Genomic DNA, 15,842 nt, shown 5'->3' with positions numbered 1-15,842 from the left:
GTCTTGATCTTCTGTTTTAATCCAACCTAACTTTGAATATGCATCCTTTAAATAAAGATTGTATCCATATGCGTCTTCTATCAATTCAATCGCACGATCCCATTCACCGTTGCGGCCATAAAGTTGGGCAAGGTTTACCTTCCATGCCGGCGAAATTCTTCCATCGCAGGAATCCTTATCCATTATTTCAAGGGCACCTGCCCAATCTTGTTTTTCTGCCTTGATCCATCCCAGTTTGGCAAAGGCGTCCGTGAGTTTATCATCTTTGTCATACGCATCGTTAACTAACGTTTCTGCCTTCTTAAAATCGCCATTCCGACCTGCCACTATCGCCAGTTGAATCATTGCGCAGGTGTGAGACGGATCTGCCTTGAGAACTCGTGAAAAATGATCGGCCGCATCCACATATTCCCTGTTCTCCAGGTGAAACAACCCAAACTGGTAGTTTGCGATTTTATTCTCCGGATCCTGACTCAAGGTCTTTTCGATATAACGTTTCGCGTTATCCCTGCGGCCTTGATTTCTCTCGATAACCCCCAATTGCGCTATGGCGTCACCGTATTGGGGATGAGCGGCCAAGAGTTCTCGGAATTTGTCACTCCCTGCTTCGTAGCGCTTCTTTTTTATGTATACCATACCGGCGCCATAAGTTATCCACGCGTGGGTTTGATTCATGCATAAACTCCATGTTTTCCTTTGGGTACCAGAGAATGATCGCCATCATCCCAATCGTATCGAAAAATCGAATCCAAATCGAGAACTGCCTGGATTGCAACCTGCGGTACATAGCTTGCCGAAATCGAAGATGACATCGGTTGGGTGGTTCTCACCATTACAGTTGTCCACCCACGAATGTTGGCGCCATAAAAATCTTTCTCTATGTTGTCCCCCACATACATCAGATTCCATCCTGCCAATTGGAATTTCTTTTCAAACCAATCAAACAATCGACTATCCGGTTTCTCCAACCCCAATGCATCACTACAAAGGATATGATCAACCCGCGTGTCTAATCCCAAGGCCTTTATTTTTTTCCGTTGAACCGCGTACCGTCCGTCGGTAAGTATCCCCAGAAGATACTTTTCCCGCAATCTCGATAACATGGGAATGACACCATCATAGCAACATATCCGTGGATCGTGATCGATGAATAGACGGACTAGTCGTTCCACGAACCCGATGCCTATACCCAGCCGTTCCACCAGCCGATCAAACATGTGGGGATAAGAGGGACCATAGTGGTTCAATATTGCCTCGAGTTCGGTCTGAACCCTTGAGGCATCCATATTAAACTGTTCCGCCACCCAGGTTGACACGACCTGGAAGCCACTTCTTTTATAAGCCACCTGAGGATAAAGGGTATCGTCGAGATCGAAAACAATGCCTTTAATTTTTCTGAATTCAGTCGGTTTCAATGGCCTCCCAGGTAATCGGCTGGCCCCTGTGTATTTTCTTTTTGGCTTTCATCCCCACTATTTTTTCAAGGCACTCCGGCTTCAATCCGCCATGGGGACGAATCGACCGAACTTGGTTGCGTGCAATGATCTCGCCCCTGTTGATATCCGTAGACGCATACAGCGACCGCCTGAAGGAAATACTTTCCGTTTCGGACAAGGTGGGACCGGGAAATTCCTTTCCCATCATCCGTTCAACACGTCTGACAGATGCCACCATTGCCTTGAATTCCGGCGGCTCGATGGAAAACCCTGAATCGACGCTGTTGTTTGCGCGGGAAAGCGTGAAGTGCTTTTCCAGCAAACATGCGCCCATGGCCACCGCAACAAGTGCTGCCAACTCATCTTCGGCGTGATCCGACAGTCCGCACGGCAGGTTGAAGGTCCGGGCCATGGCAGGAATCGTGCTTAAATTCATCTCTTCCATCGGTGCCGGATAGGTACTGGTGCATTTTAGCAGCACCATTTCCCTGCATCCGGCTTGCCGCGACGCATCGACGGCGTCGCTGATTTCAGCGAGCGTGGCCATGCCCGTGGATATGATCAACGGGCGATTGGTTGCGGCGGCATATTGAATCAACGGCAGATCTATGATCTCGAAGGATGAAATCTTAATTGCGGGTACGTCCATCCCGTCCAGAAAGTCTACCGAAGTTTCCTCATAGGCAGATGAAAAAAGATCCAGGCCGATGTCGTGGGCGACTGCCTGAAGCCTGGGCTGCCATTCCCACGGCATGCAAGCTTCTTTATACAGCTCGTAAAGGGTCTTGCCCTCCCACAACGATCCGTGGCCATGCCGGAAGTTGTCGTCGTCACAATCGATGGTCATCGTATCCGGGGTATAGGTCTGGAGCTTCACCGCATCGGCACCGGCGTCCTTGGCGGCATGAATCAGGCGAACCGCCTCGTTAAAATCCTGTCGATGGTTGGCAGAAAGCTCGGCAACGATGTAGACCGGATGGCCGGGGCCCACGAAGCGATTTCCGATCTTGACGGGTTTGATTTCTGGTTGTTGTTTAGACATTGTTTTTATTTCACCTGGACAACCTTGTCCTCGGCATATCGGATCTGCCGCCATCCATTAGGGCTGGACACATAAGGAATATCGGACAGAGCATCCCCCTGGCACTCCCGAAAAAACCAGTAGAAGCTGTCCAAACCGGCAGCCACACTCAACGAAGACGCCCCACCGAACCGGCAATTGCATTCCAATAGGTTAAGGGCTCCATTATTGTCTTCGATGATCTGAAACAGGGCATGTCCGGTCAACCCGATAGCAGCGGCGGCCTCGAGGCAGGTTTTTTCGATATCGGGGCGCTCTGTGGTTGTGGTTACTTGTGACTCCCCATGAATCACGACATCGCGTGTTCTGACGACACAGCCTTTCGGTGCACGGTTTTGAGCGATGTATAGATCGACACTGAATTCCGGCCCTTCGATAAAAGGCTGGCAGACTGGATTTTCAAAATGACTTAGAGAGGATCGCGCCGCTTCAACAGACAGATCAAGCTGGATATGTTTCGATCCGCTTCCAAATCTTTCCTTTACCACCCAACGGCCTCCAGAGTCCGGATCAGGATGGGAAATTGTGGCAATGGGACTCAGGCTGTGTTTTTTGTTGAGTGAATCAAAAAACTTCATTTTATCCAGACACGTGTGAACGCCCCCCGGTGAAGCAATCATCACGGCAATGCCATTGGCGTTGAACCGCCGCTTGTTCTCGGCAAAGAAAGGCAGCTCCCCATCACGGGTGGGAATGATTGCCCGGATGTCACCGGCCCTGCAGAAACGGACGATCTCTTCAGGATCGAGCCCGTTTATCGGTGGCATCTCCCAGAATTCGTCTACAAAATACCGTCCGATGCACGCCGAATTGCAATCGGCACCGAAGACCCACCCGTCGGCATCATATTTGTTGACCGCCTTGCGCACTTCCCGGATCAGGGGAACCTTGCTCGATAGGCTGGTAATCAGTACGTTAAAGGGCCGGGGCATATTCATTCTTCCAATGAGAAGACGCAGCCTTCTACCCAGGGCGCAGCATCTTCGTCACACAGGTAATACACCGCCAAATAGCGATTCGCTTCAAGCTGCACCAAATCGCCATATCCACCGTCGTAGATGCTCCCCGTATAAGATGACAGAAGCCCTACCCTGTTCCAAGCCCAGCCCTTATCCATACTCAGGCCAATGGCCACGCCGGGACCGGCCCCGGCAAGATCGCGATAGATCACCAGGTGCCCTCGGGCAGATTCGGAATCCAGAATCATCGGCGCGTGGCCGCACAAATCCGTTTTTTCCGGATTGGACCAGGACTGGCCATCATCATGGGATTCGGTGCGATAGAGATTAAAGGGTGGTGTTTCGTTGCGTAACAGCGCTGTCCAGCTTGAATTACCCAGAGACCCCAACGAGTATTCCGTCAATCGGGTGCCCACACGTGCGGAACTGGCGACTTTAGATCGAAATGTCCAGGTATTGCCGCGATCGCCGGATGCGAGAAGAACGGGCGTTCCCGATGGTTCATCGGGCAATCCGCAGTATCCGGGCATCAGCAGATCACCGCTGACTGTTTGGCGAACATGTCCGAAACATATGGCATACTGATCGGAAATGTCAGTGAGCAATGTTCGGTGGGTCAGGACAGGCGTCTGACCCATTGACAGATAGACGTCGTTGCGCGCTGGCCACTCGTAATCCCGCGTGGCCAGGAAGATCAGACCCTGCTCGGGTGCGGAAAGAATGGCATCCAGTTCGTTGCGGCTGCCCTCCGGCGACGGTTCAAACAACGGGCCATGAGATATCCACCGATCCGGTCTGGCCACATCCGCTGAAAACAGCAGCACCCTGCCGTCGACACCATGGGCCTGGCTCCCGGAAACCGAACCTGAACGGCAGGCCATCCACAGTTGATTTTCCTGTCGAACAAGCGTCGGAAAAGAATGGTATTGCCCCTTTTTCTTTTCCAGGATGGCAAACCGGTTTTCGATCTTCAGGTGCATGATGGTCTGAAAAGGGCTGCTATCTCGGCCACTATGTTGGGCGTACCATCCTGGAACGGCGCGGGCCAGGTAAACGGATTGTTTAATGCGGCCAGGATCATCCCTTCGACATTCGCCATCGAATCAATGATCAACGGATTCAGTCCCAAATGGCGATAGAAACTTGCCGCATCGTCCCGATGGGCATCGGAATCCGGCCAGCAGACAGGCACTGTCTGCAATGCCAAGGCCTCGTTGAAGCTGACCCCGAAGCCACTGATAAAGACGCGGGCCTTTGCCAGATCAACAACGAATTCTTTTTCGAAGGTGCCACCGATTTTGGACTTTAAATAATTCTTTTCGAGGACGTTGCTTACCCATTCACATTTTTTTCGATCATGCAGGTATACCAGCACGTCGATCTCTTTTTGGGGCGAATCGGAAGCAAGGCGACGGATTTCGTTTCTAAGTATGATGAATTGCTCGCCGGCAACCACTTTCGGTCCAACCGATTCAAGAGCCTCCTTACCATTTTTCTGATTTGGCGATGAAGATGTCGGAGGGTGTTTGTCCAGAATATTGGGAAATACGATCAAATCGGCTTCATGGGTCCATGCTTGGGCGTTTTCGATGACCACGCATTTTTTTTGGGGGCCGATATCGGATCGCCAACCACCCCGGGGACCACGCTGGTCAAAGATATCGAAGACAAGCAGGTCATACGCATCAGCAATACGTTGAACGGTCGATGAATCACGCCCCTTGATCTGATTGGCCGGCCGGCCAAAAGCGCCCCAATAGGTTTTGCATCCCGTTTCTTCAATTATTGATTCTGCCTGCTGGTCATCGATTATAAAATGAGTCGGCCATGCCAAACGCTCGGTAATTTGCCCGGCCAATGCCAGGCTTCTCGTCAAATGCCCGAAGCCGTATCGGCCGCCGGCATCAACGACAAAGAGCACCTTTTTTTTATTTTCAACCAATCGGCACTGGTGCACATGGGCATTGATCGCCTTCAGCTCCGGTCGGTCTTTCAGCAGGCTAACGGCATGGGGCAAATCGAATGGAAGCCCATGTTTGTCGAGGTCCCCATGTAAAGCATTCATGAAAGCCAGATCCGCCAGGGTGTCCACGGATAGCCGATGGTGCGGCATGCAGATGGCTTCCGGCAAGGTGACATCAACCGGATGAAAAAGTTCGGGTCGCAGGCCGATCACTGGAAACTGATGCTCCTTGAGTTCCGGACGGTCGGCCAGATCATCAGCCAGCTGCCAGGCCTTTTTCCGACCAGCGACAATGCCTTGGAGGGCCGGCGGTCGTCCGTGTGCATCTGCAGACAATCTAACCGTATCGCTATCGGGATTTTCTTTCAGGGAACGAATCATTTGATCGATGGCCGGCGCATGGATCAGCGGGCAATCACCACTGACCAGGACACAGATATCGGCGTGGTAAACTTCGGCGGCACGCCTCAGCCGGTTGGTGACATGATCGACCGCGCCTTCATACCAGAAGCAGGCCATCCCGTTCTTCTCGGCAAATTCCTGTAAAGGCCGATTTTCCGGTTCAGCGACGGTGGCCAAAACGATTTCATCCAGGTTGGTGCAGCCTTGGAGTCGATCGACGACCCATTGAAGCATCGGCCGACCACCGATCGGCCGCAGGTGTTTGGCCGGCAGCCTGGATGAACTGAGCCGGGCGACGACAAAAGCAACGCTTCGGTGCGTTCCGCTATTTCCGCTGCACGTATTTGGATTGATGACATCACCTTGCCAAACAGGATTACCGCTCGATCAAACGAGAGATGGTTTCAATCACGTAATCCACATCTGCGTCGCTCATTGCCGGAAAGATGGGAAGCGACAGCATGTTTTCGTAAGCCGCTTCCGCTGCCGGGCATTGGCCTATCCGGACTCCGAGGTGACGCTGATAGTAGGGATGCATGTTCAAGGGGATGTAATGGACGTTGACGCCGATCCCTTTGTCCCGAAGGGCAAGAAACAGTTCGGCGCGGTTTTTTACGTCCCTGCCGCCTTTCACCTGGACGACATACAGGTGGTATGCATGGCGCCGATTCTCTTTCACCGTCAAAGGCAGGATGGCGCCAGTTTGCTGGAAGGCGAGATCATATCGCCGGGCAATTGCCTGTCTTCGCCCGATCCATTGCTCGACTTTTTTCAGTTGACTCAACCCCAAGGCACACTGAAAGTCCGTCAACCGGTAGTTGAACCCCGGACCCGCCACTTCATAGAACCAGGTGCCGGCATCGCTGCGCCGATGAAGGTCGGAATCGATTCCGTGGTTTCTGAACCGACGCATGCGCAGAGCCAACTCTGGGTCGTCGACTACAATCGCGCCGCCCTCCCCGGTGGTGATATGTTTGACCGGGTGGAAGCTGAACACGGTGGCATCGGCCAACTGCCCGATGCTCTTATTCTCATATCTGGCACCCAACGCGTGGCAGGAGTCGCTGATCAGGAAGAGATGATGTTTATCGGCCAGGGCTCGAAGCGCTGCGTAATCACAGGGCTGGCCGGCATATTCCACGGCAAGGATGGCCTTGGTGCGGGAGGTGATATGCTTTTCGACGGATCCCGTGTCGATCAACAGGGTATCGGGTTCGACATCGACGATGACCGGTTTGCCGCCCAGCGCGATCACGCAATTCGCAGTGGCTGCAAAGGTGATGGCAGGTACGATCACCTCATCACCCGGTGTAACGCCGGCCGCATAAGCAGCGCAGTGAAGGGCCGATGTTCCGCTTGAAACGGCCACGGCATGGCCGCCCCCCGCGTATCTTGCAAGGGCTCCTTCGAATTCTGTTAGCTTTGGTCCGGTGGTAAGCCAGTCGGATTTGAGCACGTCCACCACGGCATCGATGTCCGATTGATCGATCTGGTGGCGGCCATAGGGCATCAATGCAAAAGGTCCTCTTCAGCCATCATTTGAAACAGCTGCGCCTCGGACAACCATGCCGGGTTGTTGTCGCTGCTGTACTGAAAACCTTCCTTGACGGGTGTTCCGCCATTCAAATGATCGGCATTCCAACGCGAATTTAAGGGCGGGGGTTTGATCACATAATAGGATTCGAATTCAAGTGTAAGCCGGCTTTCTTCTTGGGTCAGCAGGACCTCGTGAAGCTTTTCTCCCGGGCGAATCCCGACGATTTCATGCTGGCAACCCGGGGCCAGGGCCCTGGCCAGGTCGACAATGCGCATACTCGGTATCTTGGGAATAAAAATCTCGCCACCCTGCATGCCATCGATGCACATGACCACAAATTGCGCTGCCTGTTTGAGGGAAATCCAGAACCGGGTCATGCGTTCATCGGTTATCGGAATCTTGCCTTTGGGGCACTGTTTGATCAATAGCGGCACGAAGCTTCCGCGGCTGCCGATGACATTGCCGTAGCGGACCACCGAAAAACGGGTGTCTTTCGGGCCGGTGTAGACCCCTGCAGAAACAAACAGCTTGTCGGCACACAGCTTTGTGGCGCCGTATAAATTCGCCGGACTCACCGCTTTGTCGCTGCTCAAGGCGATGACTTTCTTGACACCGCAGTCAATGGCTGCATCGATGATGTTGGATGCCCCTAAAATGTTGGTTTTTATCACTTCCAGCGGGTTGTATTCGGCGGTGGGAACCTGCTTGAGCGCTGCAGCGTGAATGACGATGTCCACCCCCCGAAAAGCCCGGTAGAGTCTTTCTCTGTCTCTGACGTCGCCGATAAAGTAGCGCATCGGGCGGCTGGAAAAATCCAACAGATCTTCTCTCATTTCCTGCTGTTTGACTTCATCCCGGCTGAAGATGATAACCCGCCTCGGCTTGAACGTTGTTAGAATCTGTTTGGCGAATTTTCGTCCAAACGAACCGGTGCCGCCGGTAATCAGGATGTTTGCATTGTCAAACGCATCGGAGTGGATGGCCATATGAATTGTCCCAACAGATAGCTTCGCCTGGTGAATCACATCACCGGTTACAACCTAACTTTTTGTTATTATATTTAAATCGTTCAATGCAGGTTTATCGACCATAGCAGAACGCGCAGAACAACCGAAACGCGTGAAACGGTTGATTGATCTGCTGGCCATGTGCGCTTTGCAGAACAATTGACCGGTATTTCTAACTTATATTTAGTGAACAGGCAACGATTTTATATCATTAGGAATTAAAGGAAATGCCCAGGCCTGAGAGGGACCGCTGTCGAGGTTGCCACAGAGACGGGCAAGTTGTCGGATGTCGAATATGCACAAGGCTTAACGGCCAGACACTATACGGCAGCTGGACATTGCGCCGACAAGTTGCCGTTGATGCGCCATCAATTCCTCACGAGGCTTGTTTACCCGTCAGCAGTGCAGTGATCACGGTTCGGAAAAAATGGATCGGCTATCCCTTTTCAGCAAACTTGTCCAATTGTTCGATTGCATCGAAATTCCATGGTTCGACATCCAGTACACGTTGGTAAAACGTTTTCGCGGAATCCCCATTTCCCATCGCGGAACAAATATGACCAGCCACCATCAATGCGTCGGTATCTTCAGGATGGTCCTTGAGAACCGATGCATATATCTCCAGGGCCTTTTCTACCGCGCTTTCCTCGACCAGGTAAAAGTCGGCCAAATTTTTTAAAAAGGTCGGATTCTTGGGATCCATGGCTACCGCTTGCTTATAGTTTTTCAGACAACGGGATTTGTCTCCCCGCTGATAGTAGAGAACCCCTAAATCATTGTGGGCAAGGGCAAATGCAGGATATTTTAGCGTTACCCTCCGTAAACAGGCGATGCCCTCGTTTATCTGACCTTGGGCCACCAACTCCTGGCAATGCTTGTAGTCCGCCTGCGGGCTATCCGCAGTCTCCGGAGCAACCGGTGAACTGGCGATGCGATCAGCAAACTGTCTGGCTTCTTGATTGGACGGGTCAAGCGCAATAATTCGATGGTAACGTTTTAGCGCCTCATCAAAGCGTCCCAAAGCGACTTCAATGTGTCCGGCAACCATAAGCGTGTCCAGATCATCAGGGTGCATGGACAGGATCTTGTCGTAAATCGACAACGCACGCTCTGCATCGTCCGTTTCGCTGTAGACCATATCCGCTAAATTTTTCAAATATCCCGGGCGTTCAGGATTCAACTCGGCAGCTTTTTCATAATGGGTCAGTGCCAGGTCCTTCAGTCCGGCGGCGTAGTACAGGTTGCCCAGATCAAAATGCGCCGGTGCATGGCCATTGTTGTCGGTCACCAATTGTTCCAGTGCGGATATGGCCTCATCGTGGCGCTCTTGGGCGATCATTCGCTGAATGGCATCATACTTGTCATCACACGTTGTCATCATCGGTCATCCTTTCATTAGAAGGTCGATTGCCACGATATTGACGATCTATTGTCAGCTCGTTGACTGATGGTTAAGATCTTGAAAGGGCTAATACATCTGTCTTTCGCCCGTTAGATGGTGCCTATGCGGCAGGTCCAAACGGCCCTTGCATGCAATATTACCGGACCTGCCAACCAACCTCATAGGTTCATGGGGCGTTGATTACGGATCACGGGTCCACTCGTTCAACCGTTAATCGAGCAAGTGATGTGCCAAAGTGAAAAACTGGGATGAGCCAGGTAGTGGAAAAGATTATGGGATATTCCGTTTTACGCTTTACCCAAGGGATGAAAATCAAAAGGCGGGCATGCCGCCGGCGGCATCATGCGGATCCTGAAAACCCGCTGTACGCGTCTCCGTCCGGATCCATCGACACCCCATAGACGTCCTCGCCATCGAATTTGAAAACGATGTGGGAGGGGTCGATGGTGCCGTCAGCGGTTTCGTTTTGGCGAATCGTAAAACCGACGGTCGCGGTAAGCAAATCCCGGTCGTAAATCACGTAGTCCGGAAAGGCGTCGAGGTTGATTTCCGTGGGTGGGATCTCGTCGCCGTAGTTGTATGTTTTGGCAATATTGCTGTCCAGGGCTCGCGAGATATTCCAGTTGAATCGGTCTTCCACCGACGCCGGATCCATCGCTTTGGAAAAACGGAACTCCATGGTGACACTTTTCTGGGCGCCGGCATTTACCAGATAGGAATCGATGGCAGAGACTGGAAAACCCTTGGAACTGCTGTAGGGAAAAGAGCTGGTCGCAAATGCAAAGGCGATCTTTGGCGGTTCTTTTTCGTCGATGTAAGATTTGAGCGTCAGGGACAGCCCCTCATCCGCTTGGTCCAGCCGTTCCTCAACCCCCCTGGCTTTATCGATGTCACCCATGTCGGCATAGGTATAGCCAATTTCGGCCAGCGCATCATAAAAATCAGGCCGCAACGCCAACGCATCCTCAAAGTGCGCGATGGCCTTGTCATGGTCACCGGTCTGGGCAAACAATTTTCCCAGGCCGTAGTCGCCGACATGGCTTTGCGGCTCGAGCCGTTTGACCTCCCGGAACTGGTATTCGGCCTCGCTGTAGTTTTCAACCTTGATCAGCGCTTCACCGTAGGAATAACGGTTGGTGGCCCCGGGGGATACCTGCACCGCACCACGGTACTGCTCCACCGCTTCGTCGTATCTCTCTTCGGAATAGTACAGCTGACCCAGTGCGCTTCGAAGGTCATCCCGATCCGGATTGCGTTGGATGGCTGCCTTATAAGTGCCGATGGCCTTGTCGGTCTCTTCCAGCTTGAGGTAGGTCTGCACGAGATATTTGGAAGCGTCCACGTTGTAGGCAGAATTGGGCGCCAGGCTGACGGCGGCAGCAAAGGATTTGGCCGCTTCCGGGTAGTCTTTGTTCAGGTATTGATCGATACCGGTCTGCAGGAACTGGCTGGACAGGGTTTCCAATCCAGTTTGTCGCTGCAACAGCGCATCGAAGATGGCTGAAGGGTCTTTTTCGCCTAAAACCCCTGACCCAGAATCATAAAACGCATTGTTAAGTGATGCCGAAGCCAACCAATCCATTGTCGTCGTCCGTTGTCGATGTTGGTCCTGACACCCTTATCGGTTTTCAAGCGTTTTTCTTTAGCATATAACGTGTAACAGCCTGTTGCATCCGCCCTATGGTCTATTCTCTGGCCATTGAAAATAATAAAGCGCCACCAGCCGCTTTAGTTGCTTAAAAGCCGACCGATAAGTTCGTTAGTGCCGATCCACAAACAACCAATTGGCCTGTTTCTGGATGGGCGCTGATGAATTCACGGACCATAACCTTTTTTTAAAAGTGATCCGATGAAGCATGCGGTAAACGACAGCCCTGCAGACCGCCAGAACCTGAAGCGGCGGATTCGCCAGTTGGAGTCCATCGCCGCCCTGTCCGGTGGCATCGCCCATGACTACAACAACCTGCTGACCGCCATCATGGGCAATATTTCCCTGGCTCTGGAACAGGTGCAATCCGATTCCAAGGTGTCCGATCTGCTGGAACAGGCGCTGGCTGCGTCGCGGGTGGCCAAAACACTCACCCGCCGGCTGATCACCTTTTCAAAGGGCGGACAGCCCACCAAAAAACCAACCGACATCGTCAATGTGATCGAAAATACCGCCGCGTTTTCCCTCAGCGGGTCCAACATTCGCTGTGAATGGGGACCGTCCAACGGCACCTGGTCCGCCAACATCGATGCGCAGCAGATCGGCCAGGCCATCCACAACCTGATGATCAATGCGGCTGAATCCATGCCTTCCGGGGGGACGGTATCGATCAGCTTCGAAAACACGATGGTTGACAGTCCCAACAGCATCCTGGCCCCCGGCAGATACGTCGATATCGCCATCCAGGATCAAGGTGTGGGCATTCCCGCCGAACACATCGAAAAAATTTTCGACCCCTATTTTTCGACCAAGGCAAAGGGTGCCATCAAGGGGACCGGATTGGGGCTTTCGATTTCTCATTCGATCATTTCCAGCCATGGCGGGGAGATTACGGTCTGCTCGCGGGTTGGCGTGGGCACCACGTTCCACGTCCTGCTTCCCGCCTCGCAAGCGGCGGCTGATCTTGTTCAGCCTGTTGGCGACCAAGAAAACGGCGAAAAACCCGACAAGCCGGTTATGGGCCAGGGACGAATTCTGGTGATGGACGATGAGGCCATGATCCGAGAATTGACCGGGAACATCCTTGGCCATTTAGGATACGATGCCGACTTTGCCGAAGATGGCCAGTGCGCCGTGACCAAATACCGGGCCGCCCTCGAGGCTTCAACGCCCTACGACGCGGTGATCCTGGACCTGACCATCAAAGGCGGCATGGGCGGCCAGGAAACCATCGAGATGCTCAAGCAGATCGACCCCTCGGTCAAGGCTATCGTTTCCAGCGGCTATTCCGACAACCCCGTAATTGCAGACTACAAACACTACGGGTTTTGCGAAGTCGTGGCCAAACCCTACGAAATGGTTGAATTCAGCCAAAAGCTCTATCGGGTGGTCAACGACGAATGATCAAGTCATCCCACGGCATGCCTTCCTGGTATTGACAAGTTTCAGTCTAACCAATAGATTTGACATCGGCAGACCCATCATTTCCAAGCCTGCGGGAAATGCGGCAGTTGAGTACATGGAGATCACCCGCCTGTTAGCGCGCAATACTGTGATATCTAAAGGGCTGAGCAAAAAACTCGGGCTAATGGCCGGTTACAGGAACCGGATGGACCCATTTTTATATGAAGTGACCGATGAAGAAGTACATACCATCCTGACCAACCACCTGCCGGATATACAAAGGTTTGTTCAAGAGATGGGGGCGTTTCTGGAAGCCTATAACGCCTTCGAACGAAATGAGCGCCTATCCTGAGATGCCATCCAGGTTGGGTGTCGCATGACCCATTCGGAAAGCAACAGATGAAGAGCGGACGCCTAAACGCTATCGGTTGGACGGTTGTGATCCTGCTGATAGCTACATCTACATTTATCGGCTGTACCCTTTTTAATCATACCCAGGGAGAGAAAACCGAGGCGGTCAACACGGACCCGATCATCGCCATTCTCACCCCGGACATCGAAATCCTTTACCTTTCCTGGCATGAATTGGATCAGGCGTACAAGGATTTCAAATTCCTGGAAAGAGGGTTTCTATTCGATCCGGACGACCGGCAATTGGCCTACATCCAGAAAGCCGGCCTATACATTCAGGACGCCGCGGTAAGGACCCATCACCGATGGGAGCAGCTTTCCGTGCTCCACTACATTCGCCCTGAAATGATGCGCGATTACCTGACCTTGAATGTCAAGGGATTGACGTTGGCCATCAAGGAAATTGAATACGACCAGAAATTCTTGACCATCTATGGCACATTCATTACCCACGAAGCCGTCACCGATGCGTTGAATCGGACAAGGCAGCGTATCAAAGAGAATGTGGGTATTTTGAAACAGATTCTGGAGCGCCTGCTGCCGATTGAAAACCCGGCTGGGCCGTCGACGGTTCTATAGGCTGGCGTCTGACGGTCGGAAGCGGCAGGGCCTACAAAAACTCGACCGCGAATCCCTCCCCGCTGGTCCACAGCACCCTGCCCCGCCGTTTGACGTTTTTCCGACCACTGGTGAATGGGATGCTGATGGTGACGACATCGCCTTTTTGCACCTGATTGACCGACAGGGTCAGCACGAAGGCCCCGCCCATGCTGATGTCTTTCAGCGTTCCGCCAAAGGCATATCCGTTCAGGGAGAAAACGACATCGCTGTGATACCTCTTGCGTTCATACCGCCTTCTAATTTCACCGGTCCCCATTTCAGTGCGCTTCCTTTCACCATCGGTCCACGGGTTTTCCCATAAAATTATGCAAACCGTGTTCCAAGTGGGAAAGCATCGGCAAATTCTGCCATCCCACGGTTCAGCCGGGTTCCCGGTACAGGGCCAGTATACCGGACCGGGCCACCTTTTTGATGCCCATCGGCGCCAGCAGCCGCAGCAGGGCTTCGATTTTTTCCATCTGGCCGGTCACCTCGATAATGTAGTGGGTCAGTCCGGTATCAACAATGCGGGCCCTGAAGCTGTCGACGATGCGCTGAATTTCAGATCGGTGCGACTCCTGCGCGTTGACGCAGATCAGGGCCATTTCCCGCCTCACCGCTTCGTCGCCGGTCATGTCCCTGACCTTGATCACGTTGATCAACCGCCGCACCTGTTTCATGATCTGCTCCATCTGGTCCGGGTTCGTATTGGTGGTAATCGTGATCCGGGACATTTCCGGATTGGCCGTGGGGGCGCCGCAGATGGTCTCGATGTTGTAACCTCGGCTGGCAAAAAGCCCGGACACCCGGGCGGTCACCCCCGGTTCATTTTCCACCAGCATGGTGATCGTGTGCTTTTCAGTTTGCATGGATTTGTCTCCAGCGCACAAGTTTAACAGGTTGTTGAAAAACGATGCTGCTCACCTGTGCAGCGTTGTAAATGGGATTGCGCAGATCGTCGACGGGTTGTCCGTTCAAAGGCGCCTTCAGTCGGAAAAAATCTCCAGTGCACTTTTTCGCAGCCGTTTCCACGAGTCGGTCCGATCAGCCTTGTCAATGGATCGGTGAAGTTCGGCCAGCACGTCGGAGACATAGGACTCTTTGCGCATACCCACCAGGACGGTGGAAACCCCGGCAGTCGAAGCGATCGCACGAATGGCTTTCTGACTCAAGGTGCCGGGGTGGGCCCAGGCAGGGTCGGCTCGGCCGATCATGTCGAGAATTTTTTTCTCCAGGGCCACTGCTTGATCGGCATAAACGGACGCCACGGCACGAAAAGCGCGGTCGAGGATTTTTTCGTGGGACGGAATCCAGGCAGCCAGATCGGGATGGTTGTCAGCATGCGGGGTTAAAAAATCCATCACCCCCTGAATGCGGGGAAGAAAGATGCCGTCCTTGGCCTCCCGCCAGCGTTCATAGGAACCGAAGGTTCGCCAGTGATGTTTGAGCGTGTCGGCAAAGCATCCCTGCTGTTTGATACGGACCCTCAATCCGCCGGGAACCGTTTCCATATCGGGGAGAATTCTGCGCCACAACCGGGTTTCACTTTGGGCCAGGTCCTTGATGGATTGGATAATCTCCGCGTAGTCCATCCGGCTGCGCACCTCGACACTGGCCAGTCGAACCATGCGTTTGTCGGTAAACGCGTTCAGAGGGCGGTTGACCAGCACGCCGAGTCTTATTTCCCGAGCCAGGTCCAGGACCGTTTTCTGGTCAGCCTGGTTTTTCTGCACCGCCGCGCCCGGTTCGAACAGGTTGAAGGGAAGCTGGATCACCCGGAAATGGTGCTCACGGCCGATGGATTGGGCGATCTCCCACACCCGCTGCAGGAGGGTGAATTCAGGATCATCCGTAGATGCGGGAAAGGTGTTGGAGCTGATGCCGTAAAACCGGATACGCCCCTGTTGCACCGCCCCTTCAAGAAAACGGAAGGCCTGCTCGATTCGCCGGTAGTACTCCTTCTCAGCGACCTCGCGGTTCATCCCGGTTTTG

General features: G+C 53.1%; 16 protein-coding genes. 3 read left to right on the top strand and 13 right to left on the bottom strand.

Annotation, left to right across the window (positions count from 1 at the left end):
* The 10 genes from ABYV26_RS08270 to ABYV26_RS08225 all read right to left on the bottom strand — a co-directional run.
* Positions 1-675 (bottom strand): tetratricopeptide repeat protein (locus ABYV26_RS08270; RefSeq protein WP_372679954.1); only part of this gene is annotated, 675 nt, incomplete at its 3' end.
* Positions 672-1,415, bottom strand: coding sequence for an HAD family hydrolase (locus ABYV26_RS08265; protein WP_372679952.1), 744 nt, complete (start codon positions 1,413-1,415; stop codon positions 672-674). The genes ABYV26_RS08270 and ABYV26_RS08265, both read right to left, overlap by 4 nt.
* Positions 1,402-2,478 (bottom strand): pseudaminic acid synthase, encoded by a 1,077-nt coding sequence (pseI, locus tag ABYV26_RS08260; RefSeq protein ID WP_372679950.1) that lies wholly within the window; start codon positions 2,476-2,478, stop codon positions 1,402-1,404. The genes ABYV26_RS08265 and pseI overlap by 14 nt, the downstream gene beginning before the upstream one ends.
* Positions 2,479-2,483: 5 nt before the next feature.
* Complete coding sequence (locus ABYV26_RS08255) at positions 2,484-3,449, bottom strand: ATP-grasp domain-containing protein (protein WP_372679948.1); 966 nt, start codon at positions 3,447-3,449, stop codon at positions 2,484-2,486.
* A 2-nt stretch (positions 3,450-3,451) separates the two neighbouring features.
* Positions 3,452-4,456 carry a sialidase family protein gene (locus ABYV26_RS08250; RefSeq protein WP_372679946.1) on the bottom strand — a complete coding sequence of 335 codons (1,005 nt, stop codon included), beginning with the start codon at positions 4,454-4,456 and terminating at the stop codon, positions 3,452-3,454.
* Positions 4,447-6,195, bottom strand: a complete 1,749-nt coding sequence (locus tag ABYV26_RS08245; protein WP_372679956.1) for a cytidylyltransferase domain-containing protein — start codon at positions 6,193-6,195, stop codon at positions 4,447-4,449. The genes ABYV26_RS08250 and ABYV26_RS08245 overlap by 10 nt, the downstream gene beginning before the upstream one ends.
* Positions 6,196-6,217: 22 nt before the next feature.
* Complete coding sequence (gene pseC, locus ABYV26_RS08240) at positions 6,218-7,351, bottom strand: UDP-4-amino-4,6-dideoxy-N-acetyl-beta-L-altrosamine transaminase (RefSeq protein WP_372679944.1); 1,134 nt, start codon at positions 7,349-7,351, stop codon at positions 6,218-6,220.
* Positions 7,351-8,364, bottom strand: coding sequence for a UDP-N-acetylglucosamine 4,6-dehydratase (inverting) (gene pseB, locus ABYV26_RS08235; RefSeq protein WP_372679942.1), 1,014 nt, complete (start codon positions 8,362-8,364; stop codon positions 7,351-7,353). Before pseB ends, pseC begins: the two co-directional genes overlap by 1 nt.
* A gap of 457 nt (positions 8,365-8,821) precedes the next feature.
* Complete coding sequence (locus tag ABYV26_RS08230) at positions 8,822-9,763, bottom strand: tetratricopeptide repeat protein (RefSeq protein ID WP_372679940.1); 942 nt, start codon at positions 9,761-9,763, stop codon at positions 8,822-8,824.
* A 364-nt stretch (positions 9,764-10,127) separates the two neighbouring features.
* On the bottom strand, positions 10,128-11,369 hold the full coding sequence (locus ABYV26_RS08225) for a tetratricopeptide repeat protein (protein ID WP_372679938.1): 1,242 nt from the start codon (positions 11,367-11,369) through the stop codon (positions 10,128-10,130).
* A gap of 267 nt (positions 11,370-11,636) precedes the next feature.
* Here ABYV26_RS08225 and ABYV26_RS08220 point away from each other — a divergent pair, with 267 nt between their 5' ends.
* From ABYV26_RS08220 to ABYV26_RS08210, 3 genes are read left to right on the top strand one after another with little or no spacing between them, the layout of a single operon-like run.
* A complete protein-coding gene (locus ABYV26_RS08220) occupies positions 11,637-12,839 on the top strand; it encodes an ATP-binding protein (protein WP_372679936.1) in 1,203 nt (400 codons plus the stop codon).
* Positions 12,739-13,191 (top strand): DUF86 domain-containing protein, encoded by a 453-nt coding sequence (locus ABYV26_RS08215; RefSeq protein ID WP_372679934.1) that lies wholly within the window; start codon positions 12,739-12,741, stop codon positions 13,189-13,191. The genes ABYV26_RS08220 and ABYV26_RS08215 overlap by 101 nt, the downstream gene beginning before the upstream one ends.
* Before the next feature lie 47 nt (positions 13,192-13,238).
* Positions 13,239-13,829, top strand: coding sequence for a hypothetical protein (locus ABYV26_RS08210; protein ID WP_372679932.1), 591 nt, complete (start codon positions 13,239-13,241; stop codon positions 13,827-13,829).
* Positions 13,830-13,860: 31 nt separating this feature from the next.
* Here ABYV26_RS08210 and ABYV26_RS08205 read toward each other — a convergent pair whose 3' ends face one another.
* The 3 genes from ABYV26_RS08205 to ABYV26_RS08195 all read right to left on the bottom strand — a co-directional run.
* Positions 13,861-14,127: a PilZ domain-containing protein gene (locus ABYV26_RS08205; protein WP_372679930.1), complete on the bottom strand. Its 267-nt coding sequence runs from the start codon at positions 14,125-14,127 to the stop codon at positions 13,861-13,863.
* A gap of 103 nt (positions 14,128-14,230) precedes the next feature.
* On the bottom strand, positions 14,231-14,719 hold the full coding sequence (gene ilvN / locus ABYV26_RS08200) for an acetolactate synthase small subunit (protein ID WP_372679929.1): 489 nt from the start codon (positions 14,717-14,719) through the stop codon (positions 14,231-14,233).
* A gap of 117 nt (positions 14,720-14,836) precedes the next feature.
* The coding region (locus tag ABYV26_RS08195) for a hypothetical protein (RefSeq protein ID WP_372679927.1) at positions 14,837-15,842 on the bottom strand (1,006 nt) is incomplete at its 5' end.

Origin of the sequence: Desulfosarcina sp. (assembly GCF_041551955.1) — a bacterium.
GTDB lineage: Bacteria > Desulfobacterota > Desulfobacteria > Desulfobacterales > Desulfosarcinaceae > Desulfosarcina.
Note: the sequence above shows the minus strand (reverse complement) of the source record. Positions and strands in the feature narration are given on the sequence as shown.

Bases quoted from the DNA above. Each gene is read 5' to 3' on its own strand.
- pseB (WP_372679942.1), bottom strand. From the start codon at position 8,364: ATGGCCATCCACTCCGATGCGTTTGACAATGCAAACATCCTGATTACC.
- ABYV26_RS08230 (WP_372679940.1), bottom strand. From the start codon at position 9,763: ATGACAACGTGTGATGACAAGTATGATGCCATTCAGCGAATGATCGCC.
- ABYV26_RS08205 (WP_372679930.1), bottom strand. From the start codon at position 14,127: ATGGGGACCGGTGAAATTAGAAGGCGGTATGAACGCAAGAGGTATCAC.
- ABYV26_RS08220 (WP_372679936.1), top strand. From the start codon at position 11,637: ATGAAGCATGCGGTAAACGACAGCCCTGCAGACCGCCAGAACCTGAAG.
- ABYV26_RS08210 (WP_372679932.1), top strand. From the start codon at position 13,239: ATGAAGAGCGGACGCCTAAACGCTATCGGTTGGACGGTTGTGATCCTG.
- ABYV26_RS08250 (WP_372679946.1), bottom strand. From the start codon at position 4,456: ATGCACCTGAAGATCGAAAACCGGTTTGCCATCCTGGAAAAGAAAAAG.
- ABYV26_RS08255 (WP_372679948.1), bottom strand. From the start codon at position 3,449: ATGCCCCGGCCCTTTAACGTACTGATTACCAGCCTATCGAGCAAGGTT.
- ABYV26_RS08225 (WP_372679938.1), bottom strand. From the start codon at position 11,369: ATGGATTGGTTGGCTTCGGCATCACTTAACAATGCGTTTTATGATTCT.
- pseI (WP_372679950.1), bottom strand. From the start codon at position 2,478: ATGTCTAAACAACAACCAGAAATCAAACCCGTCAAGATCGGAAATCGC.
- ilvN (WP_372679929.1), bottom strand. From the start codon at position 14,719: ATGCAAACTGAAAAGCACACGATCACCATGCTGGTGGAAAATGAACCG.
- pseC (WP_372679944.1), bottom strand. From the start codon at position 7,351: ATGCCCTATGGCCGCCACCAGATCGATCAATCGGACATCGATGCCGTG.